The sequence below is a fragment of the Flavobacterium litorale genome (assembly GCF_019613795.1).
Lineage (GTDB): Bacteria > Bacteroidota > Bacteroidia > Flavobacteriales > Flavobacteriaceae > Flavobacterium > Flavobacterium litorale.
In genome coordinates this window covers 25,485-37,546 of the sequence record NZ_CP080429.1, presented here as the reverse complement: position 1 = coordinate 37,546, position 12,062 = coordinate 25,485, and the positions used below count along the sequence as shown (strand labels likewise).

Sequence of the window (12,062 nt, the reverse complement as noted above, 5' to 3'; positions counted from 1 at the left end):
GTAGTTATTATTCTACTAAATAGTGCAAACAATTGCGGTACTCGGTAAGCAACGGTTCAACTTTAACTAGAAAAGCAATAAATAACACGTCCTACTTCTTTTTACAATATAGGAAAGCTATATTTGTAGTTATACAGGACAGATATGGAACTTAAACTTCGCAGACCCATTTGTTTTTTCGACCTCGAAACGACTGGGACTGATATTACTAAGGATAGAATTGTTGAGATATCAATATTAAAAGTACATCCTAACGGAAATAAAGAAAGCAGAACGTGGCTTGTTAACCCCGAACGACCTATACCGCCTGCAACAATAGCATTTCATGGAATTACAGACGAGAGAGTAGCCAACGAGCCTACTTTTAAAGCACTCTCGGGTACTATATACAATATGATTAAGGATTCCGACCTTGCAGGATATAACTCCGATAGGTTTGATATTCCGTTGTTGGCAGAAGAGCTATTGCGTGCCGATGTTGATTTTGATATGAAAAATCGTGTTTCAGTAGATGTGCAAACCATTTTTCATAAAAAAGAAGAACGCACACTTAGCGCAGCCTATAAATTTTATTGCGGGCAAGTATTAGAGAATGCGCACAGTGCAGAGGCTGATACTAATGCAACGTACGAGATATTAAAATCGCAGCTTGACCATTACGATGATTTACCTAATGATATGAATGCCTTGTCGGAATATACAACACGCCGAGTTACAGCCGATTTTGCAGGTTTTATAGTGGTAAATAAAGATGGCGATGAGGTATTTGGTTTTGGTAAGCACAAAGGTGTTAAAGTAGAGAAAGTATTGGATGAAGAGCCTGGTTATTATGGATGGATACAAAATGCAGATTTCCCATTGTATACCAAAAAAGTGCTTACAGCCATTAAATTACGAAAGTTAAACAACAAATTGGTGTAAATTAATTGTAGTACTAATGAAGATTATTTGCATAGGCAGAAATTATACCGACCACATAAGCGAATTAAAAAACGACAAACCTACAGCCCCTGTTATCTTTATGAAACCCGATACGGCTGTGGTTTTAAAAAAGTTCCCGTTTGTAATACCAGAATTTAGTAATGATGTACACCATGAGGTAGAGGTACTCGTTAAAATTCATAAAGTAGGGAAGTACATAGCGCCGAAATTTGCACATAAATATTATGATGAGATAGGTCTCGGTATCGATTTTACAGCGCGTGATTTGCAAGCTGAATTAAAACAGAAAGGACTACCTTGGGAAAAAGCCAAAGGTTTTGACGGCTCTGCCGTTATAGGAAATTTTGTAAGTAAATCAACATTAGGTGATGTAAATAATCTTAACTTTAAGCTCATTAATAATGGTACTGTAGTGCAGCAAGGGAATACGGCACAAATGCTCTGGAAAATTGATGAGCTTATTGCCTATGTTTCGCAATACTTTACACTAAAAAAAGGGGACGTTATATTTACAGGTACACCAAAAGGTGTGGCAAAAGTAAACCATAACGATATATTAGAAGGATATTTAGAAGGAGAACAATTATTTAGCATAAATGTAAAATAATGGCTTTAAACTACAACTTATCGAAAGTACATGCAATTTCTGACAACGACGTTGATTTTGCAAAGCAAATTGTAATTCTGTTCATAGAAGAAGTGCCAACAGAGGTAGAGAATATAAAGGAAGGCGCAAAGAAAAAAGACCACCAAAAGGTATACTACGCTGCCCATAAAATAAAACCTACACTCGATTTGCTGGGTATGGATATTGCCTACCAAGACATATTACTTATAGAGGATTGGACAAAAGCTTCGGGTAAAAAGAAAGAAATCAAAGAGGTAATTAAAAGCCTTAAAACCTGTATAAGCCTTACAATGAAAGAGCTCAAAAAAGATTTCAATCTTTAATTCGTATCATGAAGGCAGCTATTATAACTATAGGTGATGAAATACTCATCGGTCAGATAACGGATACCAATTCAGGATTTATTGCCAAAGCGCTCGATAAAATAGGCATAGGTGTAACCCAAATGCTAACAGTGTCCGACGAGCGGGAACACATCCTAAATGCATTGAGATCGTTGCAAAATAAAGTTGATGTTGTTATTATTACAGGCGGGCTAGGACCTACTAAAGATGATATTACTAAAAAAACACTCTGCGATTATCTTAACGATACATTAGTCCTCAACCAAGAGGTGCTAACCCACGTTAAAAAACTCATTAAACAAGCACTAAATCGTAATGCTTCACAAATGAACGAAGAACAAGCACTTGTGCCATCGCGTAGCACAGTGCTCTTTAATACCGTAGGTACGGCACCAGGCATGTGGATGCAGAAAGAAGATACCGTATTTATATCGTTACCTGGTGTACCTTACGAAATGCGAGATATTATTACCAACCAAGTTGTACCAAGACTGGTTGATAAATACGAACGCCCATACATTATTCATAAAACAATAATGACTTACGGTCTTGGCGAAAGTATAGTAGCCGAACGTATAGAGGATTGGGAGGATAATTTACCAAGTTTTATACGACTTGCTTACTTGCCAAGCCCTGGCAGAGTGCGTTTGCGCCTTACAGCAAGAGGAACAGATGAAAAAGCGTTGCAAGATAGAATTGCAACAGAAATAACCACTTTAACCCAGCTTATTGGCGATATTATAGTAGGGTATAATGAAGATGATAGCCTTGAAGTTGTAGTAGGCAGGATGCTTACCGAACAGCAAAAAACAATAGCAGTAGCCGAAAGCTGTACAGGTGGTAAAATAGCTCAAATGCTTACAGCAACAGCAGGTGCTTCTGCTTATTTTAAAGGTGGAGTGGTTACCTACTCGGTAGCTAGTAAAGTAAAAGTATTAGGAATTGAAGAGGATTTTATAACAAAAAATAATGTGGTAAGCGCAGCAGTTGCAGAGGCTATGGCAGTACGCGCACAGGTTATTTTTGGAACTGATTATGCCTTGGCAACAACAGGTAACGCAGGACCATCTAAAGAGGAGGGAGCAGCCGAAGTAGGCACTGTTTTTATTGGATTTGCTACTCCCAAAGGCGTTTATAGCGAGGAGTTTAAATTAAGGCAACCTCGCGAAAAAGTTATAGGTCGGGCAGCCAATAAAGCATTAGATAAAATTTACAAAGAAATTTTAAAAAACTAACTCATTATCCTTGTGTAATATATTTATTTTTTATTTCTTTGCACCCTGATTTTGAATAACGATATAAAAGCGAAAATATAATGTCAAGAGTTTGTGCCCTTACTGGTAAAAAAGCGATGGTTGGAAACAATGTTTCTCACGCTATGAACAAGACTAAGAGAAAGTTTAGTGTAAACTTAATGAAGAAGCGTTTTTACCTTCCTGAAGAAGACAGGTGGATCACTCTTAGGGTAGCTGCTTCTACTATCAAAACAATTAATAAAAAAGGTATCACTTCAGTTTTAAAAGAAGCTAAAGAAAAAGGATTTATAAAATAATCTGTACCAAATAATATATTAGCAAAATGGCAAAAAAAGGTAATAGAATCCAGGTAATTTTAGAGTGCACAGAGCATAAAGCATCTGGTGTAGCTGGTACTTCAAGATACATCACTACTAAAAACAAAAAGAACACTCCAGACAGGTTAGAGATTAAAAAGTTTAATCCTATCTTGAAAAAAGTGACTGTTCATAAAGAAATCAAATAATTATTGAGTCATGGCAAAGAAAACCGTAGCATCGTTACAAACATCTTCAAAGAGGTTAACCAAAGCTATCAAAATGGTAAGATCACCAAAAACAGGTGCATATACCTTTGTTGAGAGCGTTATGGCTCCTGAAGACGTGGATAATTTTCTTAAGAAGAAATAAATAATCCTCAACAATATATAGAAAAGCTACTTTCCATTAAAGAAAGTAGCTTTTTTATTTTTTATATTTACGGCTCGAAAAAACACACATATTTATACTATGAATTTCTTTAAAAAAATATTTTCTTCAGAAAAGAAAGAAACGTTAGATAAAGGATTAGAAAAATCAAAAAGTTCTTTCTTCTCTAAGCTATCCAAAGCTGTAGCAGGAAAATCGAAGGTAGATGATGAGGTATTGGATAATCTGGAAGAAATTTTAGTTTCGTCGGATGTAGGTGTAAACACAACTCTTAAAGTAATAACGCGTATTGAAGAGCGCGTATCTCGCGATAAATATTTGGGTACTGATGAACTTAATAAAATATTACGTGAGGAAATAGCAGCATTATTATCAGAAACCAATAGCGGTAACGCTACAGAGTTTGAAATTCCTACTGATAAAAAACCATATGTACTTATGGTAGTTGGTGTAAATGGGGTGGGTAAAACAACCACCATAGGTAAATTAGCGCACCAATTTACAAAGGCTGGGCATAAAGTAGTTTTAGGTGCTGCTGATACTTTTAGAGCTGCTGCTATAGACCAATTACAGGTTTGGGCAGATAGGGTAGGCGTACCCATTGTAAAGCAGCAAATGGGTAGCGATCCTGCTTCGGTAGCGTTTGATACCTTGCAATCTGCAGTAACCCAAAATGCAGATATTGTAATTATAGATACGGCGGGTAGGCTTCATAATAAGGTAAACCTCATGAATGAGCTTGCCAAAGTAAAAAGGGTAATGCAAAAAGTAGTGGGCGATGCTCCGCATGATGTTTTATTGGTGTTGGATGGCTCTACAGGGCAAAATGCTTTTGAGCAAGCTAAACAATTTACTGCTGCTACCGAAGTTACATCGTTAGCAGTAACAAAACTTGACGGTACTGCAAAAGGAGGCGTTGTTATTGGCATATCCGATCAGTTCCAGATTCCTGTAAAATACATTGGTGTCGGCGAAGGTATAGAGGACTTACAGGTATTTAACAAATTCGAATTCGTAGATTCTTTCTTTAAATAATAATTATACCCCACTTAACAAATGAAAATTATCAAATTTCTTGCTGTAGTATTAGCTACAGTATCGCTTAATGCGCAAAACACTAAAGAAAATTCAGACCAACAAAAAGGATATTATATTACCGCTATTGGCAACCGTGTAGATGGGTATTATAAAACTACTGATTTTTTGGATGCGGAATCGTTACAGTTTAAAAAGACTGAAACTGAACCTTATACCACCCTTGATGTTAGTACAGTAACCGAATATGGTATTGGTACTGAGTTTAAATTTATAAAGCGCACTTTTCAGTTTGATGATACGGAAACGAGTATGAAAAGGCTCGACACTCAATCTACGCCAAATTGGGTAACAACTACAGATTTTTTAAACGTATTGGTGGAGGGCGAAGCCTCGTTATACTCCTATCGTGGTAAAAACGGTACAAAGTTTTTTTATAACATCAAATCTAAAGAGGAAATGCCTATAGAACAGTTGTTTTATAAGCGTTATCGTATATCTCAAACTTCTATTTCAGAAAATAAAGTATACCTCCAACAACTTTTAAGAGATGTTAGGTGCGAAGATCAAGAACGTAGTTACTTTGCCAAAGTAAAATACGATAAAAAACCACTTATACGTGTTTTTACACAATATAACGAATGTATTGGGCAAGAGTATACTGCGTATAATAATAGTACGGGTAAAAACTTTGAACTTAGCATTACAGGCTACGCAGGTGCCCATTTAACTAGCTTTAAAGTAAATAGTACCGAAGCAGATTCTGATGCTGAGGGATTACTTTCTCCAGCGGTTGGGGTTGAGTTTGCTTTAGTTTTTCCATCAGAAAAATGGGCGTTTTTAGGTAGAGTGGAATTTGAAAACCTTTCGGGAGAAACAGAAGGAAATTATGAACGAGGTTTTGCGAGTAGTATTACCGATATTTATGAACTAGATGCGCAAGCCATTAATGTACAGGTTGGAGTACGCCATAATTTTGCAAGAAAAGACAAAAGTAACTTTTTTGTTGATGGATTGGTATGTGCAAGTATACCTTACGGAGAAATAGTAAAGAAAACTGTTGTGAATACAGATGGTGGGAACTCTTTTGAGCGACCAGGGGAAACTTTTGATTTGCAAACAAGTTTTTGTTTGAACTTTGGTTTAGGGTATACATACCAGAATAAATACGGTGTTGCTTTACGGTACGAAACTGGGCGAAACATGTTTACCAACTTGCCAACAACATCTACTACCAGTATTAGCAGACTAGGACTTAATTTAAGATATACTTTTTATTAAAGACCATTCATATTTAAATAAAAAAAGCTCAACCAACTGTTGAGCTTTTTTTATTTGTAAGATGATTAATTTATAACGCTATTTATTTTTATCCATAACTCTTCATCAAAGTTAGATAGCGCAAAATTTTCGCCATCGGCAGCTTCGCCCATTCTAACAACAACCATTTTTTTAGAGGGTACAACATAAATCTTTTGGTCGTTTTTACCCAATGCCATATACATATCGCTAGGTGCGGATGGAATAATGCTACCCTGAAATTCCAGTTGTGTTTGTGGCAAGCGGTAACTTTCCTGCCCATTTATCCACCATAAGTAACCGTACGATTTATTGATGTTTTGTGAAGGGGTAGTACTACTAGTAAAATAATTACTATTTATTATTTGTTGCTCCTTCCACTTACCATTATTAAGTGCCAGTAAACCAAAACGTGCCATGCTTTTGGTAGTACTCCAATACACACTAAAATCGCCTGTTTGTATCCAAGCACCCGTCATCCCTATTGGAGTTTTTAGCTTACTATTAAAATAGCTGTTCCAAGTTTGTCCTGTAGCCTGCGCTACTACATCTTGTAATTTTACATATACATTATGGTATGCCCACCGTGTACCCGCATCAGCTTTGTATTGCAGGTTGGTAACCGATATATCATCGCCCAGCGCATCATCAAGCCCCGATGTCATGGTTAACAGGTTTTTACACGTAATTAAACTTTCTTTGTCGGTAGGTGCGCTTGTCCAGCCCGCACCCAAATAATCGCTAACCTTGTTGTTAATATTAATATAATCTTCTTGTTCGGCAATACCCGTTAAAGCAGTAGTAAGTGTTTTGCCAGCACTTGCCCAATACCAAGGTGTGGTAGCAGTATGCCCATTAAAGTACTTTTCAACAACGATACGCCCGTTTACCAGTATCATAAACGATTTTGTATTCTTAGCTTCTAAAAAATCGAACAGTTCATTCTTTGCATCTTCATTCCAACCGAGTTCAGTTAGTGGTTTTGTTTCCCATTCATCATTTTCATTATCAGGAAAATACATTGCCTCAATATTCGTATCCGCTGTAGGCTTACTATCATCAGATGAACTGCATGAAAATAAAAGTATTATGGCAATTAAAACAGAAATATATTTCATGTTATTTTATTTGTTCGACTTTAAATATATTAAATAGTTTAAGATACATTCCTATCATTTTTGATTTTTAGGCGTTTTATTTTGAGTAAATTTGTAGTTACCAAAAATTATAAGAATGAAAAAATATGCCTTACTGCTTTTGGCTATCGTTATTGTTTCGTGCAATAGTAGCATATCAGACGAAGATATTGCTTACCTTAATGGGTATTGGGAGATAGAAAAAGCGATAACTCCCGATGGTGTGGAAAAGGAATACAAAGTAAATGCAACGGTAGATTATTTTGAAGTTGAAGAGAATAAAGGCATTCGTAAAAAAGTAATGCCTCAATTGGATGGTACCTACCGCGTTAACGATACAGCCGAAGCTATAGCAATAGTACGAGAGGACGATAAAACATATATTGCCTACAAAACCAATTATTCCGAATGGAAAGAGCAAATAATAGAGCTTGATAAGGAGCATATGGTTATTAAAAATGAACAGGATATAGAATATCACTATAAAAAATCGGTACCTTTTGGTAGTAAATAATGGCAAAACGACTCAATGATAATAACGCTATAGGCGATGTACTAAAGGAGTTTATACAAGAAAATAGGCTTCAGCAGGGCATTGATAAAATTGATGTGCGCGATGCTTGGAAAAATTTAATGGGGAACGGTGTAAATAATTATACGAGCGAGATTATGCTAAAAAATAATACGCTTTACGTTGCCCTTACATCATCAGTACTACGGGAGGAGCTAAGTTATGGCAAGGATAAAATTATAAAAATGATTAATGAAGAGTTGGGTAGGGAAGTGGTGAGAGAAGTGATATTACGATAAAATAAAAATGCCGCTGTACAGCGGCATTTTTTATATAAGTATATTCTGTTATTAGAATTGCTCTCTACCAGCAAAGTGGAATGCGCTCTCTATAGCAGCATTTTCATCGCTATCAGAACCATGAACAGCATTTTCGCCCATAGATGTAGCATATTTTTTACGGATAGTACCTTCTGCAGCATCAGCAGGATTGGTAGCACCTATTAACGTTCTGAAATCTTCAACAGCATTATCTTTTTCAAGAATAGCAGCAACTATAGCACCTCTGGACATGAATGTTACTAACTCATCATAAAAAGGTCTTTCGCTGTGTACTGCATAAAATTCTTTAGCATCAGCTACTGTAAGTTGTGTAAGTTTTAATGCTACAATTCTGAAACCTGCTTCGGTTATCATTGATAAAATACCACCGATGTGTCCTTTTTCAACAGCATCTGGCTTAATCATTGTAAATGTTCTATTCGTTGCCATAGTTTTGTTTAATTTGGCGCAAAAATAGCAGTTTTTAAATTAATAACTTTAATTAATTGTTAATGTTTCCACTTTTTTTGCATAGCACTCATTTACAATACAATTACCGAGAATTCTTGCTCCAATGGCTGTAACTTTTTAAATAGTTCATCCATCAGTTTTTGGTCGTACTCCAAGTAAAATTCGGCAAAATTTGCTTTTCGTTCCTGTAAACTTTGCGACGGAAACAAAGCATCTTGTAGTTGGGCAATACGTTCTAGTTTATCGGCATAAATTCGTTTCTCGGCTTTTAGCAATCGCTTCTCTAAATTGGCAAGTCCTTTTAATTGTTTTTTCTCCTGTGCTTTTACCGCACCTGTAAACGAAGCATCTGTTTTGGTAGCCATTTCGTTTAGTTTTTTAAACTGTTGCTCCAAGAATTTTTTCTGTTCCGAAAAATCCAAACTAAATTCCGAAAATTTGGCTACTTTATTATTCATAAGTTGTTGCTGTTTTAAAAACACATCGCCCCAGCTTAAATTGAGTTTATCCAATTTATTGGCTTGCTTTGCTGTAACAAGTAGTACCGAGTTCCGTAATAATAATATTGGGAACACGACACCTGATGCATCAAAAAACGATTTTAGCTCCAGCCAATAGGCAATTTCGCCACCACCGCCAATGTAGCATAGGTTGGGTAGTAGTACTTCCTGATACAAAGGGCGCATAATAACGTTAGGGCTAAACTTTTCGGGATGTTTTTCTAGTACTTCTAACATTTCATCTTCGGTAAACTGTAGCTCGGTATTGTTAATATGGTATTTGTCCTCTTCAAAAATAATGCGTTCGCGTAGGTTATCTTCTATATAAAATAAATTAATTTCTCTGGGGTTTACCTGCACATTGTACTCGCTAAGCTTTTCAGTCGTTTCGGCAACTTTACTGCGCGATACTTGATGGAGTAACTCATTTTTTATATGAGGAATAAATAGCTTTTTCAATTCAGTGTTATCAGCATCAAGAATAACAAGTCCTTCATTACCAAATAGCTCATTTGCCAAATATCGGGTAGCATCAGCAAGATTATTATGTTTAGTATAGGCCGAATCAAATAAATTTCTCAACGTATCGGCATTGTTACCCATGCCCAACTCTTTACTAAAAGCTTCTAATACTGAATCTAGTCCTTCTGTGTTAAGCCTTCCAACGGGTCCAAAACTATCGGTTTGCCATTGTATTTTTTTGTCACGAAAATTAAAGTAGTTTATTTCCTCAAAATCATGGTCTTCTGTAGCCATCCAATATACAGGTACAAAATCGTATTCGGGGTATTCGGTTTTAAGTTGACGGCTCAGGTTTATGGTAGATACTATTTTGTATAAAAAGTATAAGGGTCCTGTAAACAGATTGAGCTGATGCCCTGTAGTTATGGTAAATGTGGTATCTTTTTTTAGTAGTGCTATATTGTTTTGGGTAGCTTCAGAGGTAGTAACGCCTTTGTACTGGCTTGCTACTGTGTTAGAGAGTACTTCCCTAAACGCAGCAGGGTAGCTGTTTTGCTTTTCGGCTATTTGTGCTTTAAAATTTTGGAGTGTAGGAAAGCGATGGTATAGCGGTTTCAGGTTTGCTGTTTGATTAAGATAATCTACTATAAGGGGTGTAAAATATCCTGAATTTTGATAGCTAATACAGTCTGACGGCATTGATTATTGATTTTCCTGTAAAACTACGGAAAAAATTCAACTCGAATTCTTAATGGTTTGTTAGTGTATGGTACTATTTAGCTTTTAAGAAATTGCAAATTGTGGTGTATAAAACATCATCATGCATGCTGTGCCCTAAACCGTTGGTGGTAACAAATGTTGCACTATTCCACGCCTTTGCAATTTTTTGCCCTTCGGTATAACTTACTACTTCGTCATCCTTATCGTGTGCCAATAGTGCGGGTATTTTTATAGTACTAGCAAAAAGGCTGCCCGAAAATTCTTCCGATTTTATATTAAAGGTATCTAAAAAGTATTTGTTAAGTAGTTTGGCTACATTAGCATTAAGCCGCAATAGCTTTTTGTAGTTGCTGAGTAATACACTTAGGTCGCTAGGTGCGCCAAGTACCACCATTTTTTTAATACAACTGTTTTTGTAATGCGACTGGTAATATAACGAGGTTGCTCCGCCAAGTGAGTGCCCTACCATAAAATTGGGCTGAAAACGTTTTACTACAATATCAATAAACGCAGCATAACGTGGGATGTTAAACTCTCTGCCCGACGATAAACCATGCGCAGGAGCATCGAGTGCAATAATGGTATAGCCTTCTTTTTTTAAATAAGGTATAAAATCTTCCCAGCGCGAGGCATTACTTTCCCAACCATGTACCAGCAATATCCTCTTATCGTTGCCTTCCCATGTGTATAGCTGGAATATGCACTCGTTATGGGTTATCATTTCGGCATCGGCTTCCTCTAATATGGCGGGGAGTTTATCTTTTGCCAACCTGCCCTCACGAGGCTCACTAAAAAACTTATAGGCAAGCCTTTGCGCTTTATTAGGGTTAATGTAGCTAATTGTATTAATGTAGCTGCCTAATACTCGGGTAAAAATATAGGTTAATACCTTTTGCATACAGATAGAAAAAAAGCCTCCGTTGTGGTGGAGGCTTTGGTATTACATTTTTGCGAATAATTTTTCCATTTTTTCTTTTTCCTCATCAGCCAGCGCACTGTCTACCAGTATTCTTCCACTATGCTCATCAGTAATAATTTTTTTGCGTGAAGCAATTTCCATCTGTGTTTGTGGTGGTATGGTAAAGAAAGAACCTGCCGAAGCTCCTCTTTCTATAGATACTACTGCCAAACCGTTTCGTACGCTACCGCGTATTCTTTTGTATGCTGCAATAAGGCGAGGCTCTATTTCACTTTCGAATTCAGATGACTTTTTAATAAGGAAACTTTCTTCTTTCTCAGTTTCAGACATAATAGCGTCTAATTCTGATTTTTTGTGTTCCAAGTGGCTCTTTTTAGCATCAAGCCTTTCGGTAGATTGCTCTATAACTTCTTTTTTATGCTCAATAGTAGCACGCATCTCTTTAATATGCTTTTCGGCAAGTTGAATTTCAAGTTCCTGAAATTCTATCTCCTTAGTAAGCGAATTAAATTCGCGGTTATTACGCACATTTTTTTGCTGCTCTGTGTATTTCTTTATAGCAGCTTTATGCTCATCAATAGCGTTTTTCTTATCTTTAATCTGATCTTCAATAGATTCAAGGTCGGTTTTCAGTTTTTCAAGTCGCGTAGTAAGTCCTGCTACCTCATCTTCCAAATCTTCCACTTCAAGAGGAAGTTCACCTCTCACATTTCTTATCTCGTCTATTCTCGAATCAATTAACTGTAAATCATAAAGTGCTCTTAGCTTGTCTTCAACACTTAATTCCTTGGTATTCGCCATATTTATAAGTACTTAACTGGATTTGTATTTTC

General features: G+C 36.4%; 16 protein-coding genes. 11 read left to right on the top strand and 5 right to left on the bottom strand.

Annotated features, from left to right (window positions below; genetic code table 11):
• Positions 1 to 144 precede the first annotated feature (144 nt).
• From K1I41_RS00220 to K1I41_RS00180, 9 genes are all read left to right on the top strand, one after another.
• Positions 145 to 921 carry a 3'-5' exonuclease gene (locus tag K1I41_RS00220; RefSeq protein ID WP_220640693.1) on the top strand — a complete coding sequence of 259 codons (777 nt, stop codon included), beginning with the start codon at positions 145 to 147 and terminating at the stop codon, positions 919 to 921.
• A gap of 16 nt (positions 922 to 937) precedes the next feature.
• On the top strand, positions 938 to 1,549 hold the full coding sequence (locus K1I41_RS00215; RefSeq protein WP_220640692.1) for a fumarylacetoacetate hydrolase family protein: 612 nt from the start codon (positions 938 to 940) through the stop codon (positions 1,547 to 1,549).
• Positions 1,549 to 1,893, top strand: coding sequence for an Hpt domain-containing protein (locus K1I41_RS00210; protein ID WP_220640691.1), 345 nt, complete (start codon positions 1,549 to 1,551; stop codon positions 1,891 to 1,893). The genes K1I41_RS00215 and K1I41_RS00210 overlap by 1 nt, the downstream gene beginning before the upstream one ends.
• Positions 1,894 to 1,901: 8 nt before the next feature.
• The gene (locus K1I41_RS00205; protein ID WP_220640690.1) at positions 1,902 to 3,149 is read left to right on the top strand and encodes a competence/damage-inducible protein A; all 1,248 of its coding nucleotides are present in this window, start codon (positions 1,902 to 1,904) and stop codon (positions 3,147 to 3,149) included.
• A gap of 80 nt (positions 3,150 to 3,229) precedes the next feature.
• Positions 3,230 to 3,466, top strand: a complete 237-nt coding sequence (rpmB, locus tag K1I41_RS00200) for a 50S ribosomal protein L28 (RefSeq protein WP_220640689.1) — start codon at positions 3,230 to 3,232, stop codon at positions 3,464 to 3,466.
• Between the two features lie 26 nt (positions 3,467 to 3,492).
• Positions 3,493 to 3,675: a 50S ribosomal protein L33 gene (rpmG, locus tag K1I41_RS00195; RefSeq protein WP_026714106.1), complete on the top strand. Its 183-nt coding sequence runs from the start codon at positions 3,493 to 3,495 to the stop codon at positions 3,673 to 3,675.
• A 10-nt stretch (positions 3,676 to 3,685) separates the two neighbouring features.
• A complete protein-coding gene (locus tag K1I41_RS00190) occupies positions 3,686 to 3,838 on the top strand; it encodes a DUF4295 domain-containing protein (protein WP_220640688.1) in 153 nt (50 codons plus the stop codon).
• Positions 3,839 to 3,937: 99 nt separating this feature from the next.
• On the top strand, positions 3,938 to 4,891 hold the full coding sequence (gene ftsY / locus K1I41_RS00185) for a signal recognition particle-docking protein FtsY (protein WP_220640687.1): 954 nt from the start codon (positions 3,938 to 3,940) through the stop codon (positions 4,889 to 4,891).
• A 21-nt stretch (positions 4,892 to 4,912) separates the two neighbouring features.
• Positions 4,913 to 6,172 (top strand): hypothetical protein, encoded by a 1,260-nt coding sequence (locus tag K1I41_RS00180; protein ID WP_220640686.1) that lies wholly within the window; start codon positions 4,913 to 4,915, stop codon positions 6,170 to 6,172.
• A 65-nt stretch (positions 6,173 to 6,237) separates the two neighbouring features.
• On the opposite strand, the gene K1I41_RS00175 is transcribed toward K1I41_RS00180, so the two are convergent.
• Positions 6,238 to 7,308 carry a serine hydrolase domain-containing protein gene (locus K1I41_RS00175; RefSeq protein ID WP_220640685.1) on the bottom strand — a complete coding sequence of 357 codons (1,071 nt, stop codon included), beginning with the start codon at positions 7,306 to 7,308 and terminating at the stop codon, positions 6,238 to 6,240.
• A gap of 115 nt (positions 7,309 to 7,423) precedes the next feature.
• On the opposite strand from K1I41_RS00175, the gene K1I41_RS00170 reads away from it, so the two are divergent.
• Positions 7,424 to 7,840 (top strand): hypothetical protein, encoded by a 417-nt coding sequence (locus tag K1I41_RS00170; protein WP_220640684.1) that lies wholly within the window; start codon positions 7,424 to 7,426, stop codon positions 7,838 to 7,840.
• Entirely contained in the window at positions 7,840 to 8,136 is a 297-nt protein-coding gene (locus K1I41_RS00165; protein WP_220640683.1) for a DciA family protein, read from the top strand. Before K1I41_RS00170 ends, K1I41_RS00165 begins: the two co-directional genes overlap by 1 nt.
• Positions 8,137 to 8,187: 51 nt before the next feature.
• Here the strand turns inward: K1I41_RS00165 and K1I41_RS00160 are convergent, their stop codons facing one another.
• The 4 genes from K1I41_RS00160 to K1I41_RS00145 form a co-directional block, all read right to left on the bottom strand.
• Positions 8,188 to 8,607 (bottom strand): nucleoside-diphosphate kinase, encoded by a 420-nt coding sequence (locus K1I41_RS00160; RefSeq protein ID WP_220640682.1) that lies wholly within the window; start codon positions 8,605 to 8,607, stop codon positions 8,188 to 8,190.
• 92 nt (positions 8,608 to 8,699) lie between these two features.
• On the bottom strand, positions 8,700 to 10,289 hold the full coding sequence (bshC, locus tag K1I41_RS00155) for a bacillithiol biosynthesis cysteine-adding enzyme BshC (RefSeq protein ID WP_220640681.1): 1,590 nt from the start codon (positions 10,287 to 10,289) through the stop codon (positions 8,700 to 8,702).
• A gap of 73 nt (positions 10,290 to 10,362) precedes the next feature.
• Positions 10,363 to 11,208: an alpha/beta hydrolase gene (locus K1I41_RS00150; RefSeq protein ID WP_220640680.1), complete on the bottom strand. Its 846-nt coding sequence runs from the start codon at positions 11,206 to 11,208 to the stop codon at positions 10,363 to 10,365.
• 42 nt (positions 11,209 to 11,250) lie between these two features.
• Positions 11,251 to 12,030: a zinc ribbon domain-containing protein gene (locus tag K1I41_RS00145; protein ID WP_220640679.1), complete on the bottom strand. Its 780-nt coding sequence runs from the start codon at positions 12,028 to 12,030 to the stop codon at positions 11,251 to 11,253.
• Between the last annotated feature and the right edge of the window lie 32 nt (positions 12,031 to 12,062).

What these genes read in the sequence shown, in the direction of transcription:
- K1I41_RS00220 (WP_220640693.1), top strand. Translation starts at nt 145, where the DNA reads ATGGAACTTAAACTTCGCAGACCCATTTGTTTTTTCGACCTCGAAACG.
- K1I41_RS00215 (WP_220640692.1), top strand. Translation starts at nt 938, where the DNA reads ATGAAGATTATTTGCATAGGCAGAAATTATACCGACCACATAAGCGAA.
- K1I41_RS00210 (WP_220640691.1), top strand. Translation starts at nt 1,549, where the DNA reads ATGGCTTTAAACTACAACTTATCGAAAGTACATGCAATTTCTGACAAC.
- K1I41_RS00205 (WP_220640690.1), top strand. Translation starts at nt 1,902, where the DNA reads ATGAAGGCAGCTATTATAACTATAGGTGATGAAATACTCATCGGTCAG.
- rpmB (WP_220640689.1), top strand. Translation starts at nt 3,230, where the DNA reads ATGTCAAGAGTTTGTGCCCTTACTGGTAAAAAAGCGATGGTTGGAAAC.
- rpmG (WP_026714106.1), top strand. Translation starts at nt 3,493, where the DNA reads ATGGCAAAAAAAGGTAATAGAATCCAGGTAATTTTAGAGTGCACAGAG.
- K1I41_RS00190 (WP_220640688.1), top strand. Translation starts at nt 3,686, where the DNA reads ATGGCAAAGAAAACCGTAGCATCGTTACAAACATCTTCAAAGAGGTTA.
- ftsY (WP_220640687.1), top strand. Translation starts at nt 3,938, where the DNA reads ATGAATTTCTTTAAAAAAATATTTTCTTCAGAAAAGAAAGAAACGTTA.
- K1I41_RS00180 (WP_220640686.1), top strand. Translation starts at nt 4,913, where the DNA reads ATGAAAATTATCAAATTTCTTGCTGTAGTATTAGCTACAGTATCGCTT.
- K1I41_RS00175 (WP_220640685.1), bottom strand. Translation starts at nt 7,308, where the DNA reads ATGAAATATATTTCTGTTTTAATTGCCATAATACTTTTATTTTCATGC.
- K1I41_RS00170 (WP_220640684.1), top strand. Translation starts at nt 7,424, where the DNA reads ATGAAAAAATATGCCTTACTGCTTTTGGCTATCGTTATTGTTTCGTGC.
- K1I41_RS00165 (WP_220640683.1), top strand. Translation starts at nt 7,840, where the DNA reads ATGGCAAAACGACTCAATGATAATAACGCTATAGGCGATGTACTAAAG.
- K1I41_RS00160 (WP_220640682.1), bottom strand. Translation starts at nt 8,607, where the DNA reads ATGGCAACGAATAGAACATTTACAATGATTAAGCCAGATGCTGTTGAA.
- bshC (WP_220640681.1), bottom strand. Translation starts at nt 10,289, where the DNA reads ATGCCGTCAGACTGTATTAGCTATCAAAATTCAGGATATTTTACACCC.
- K1I41_RS00150 (WP_220640680.1), bottom strand. Translation starts at nt 11,208, where the DNA reads ATGCAAAAGGTATTAACCTATATTTTTACCCGAGTATTAGGCAGCTAC.
- K1I41_RS00145 (WP_220640679.1), bottom strand. Translation starts at nt 12,030, where the DNA reads ATGGCGAATACCAAGGAATTAAGTGTTGAAGACAAGCTAAGAGCACTT.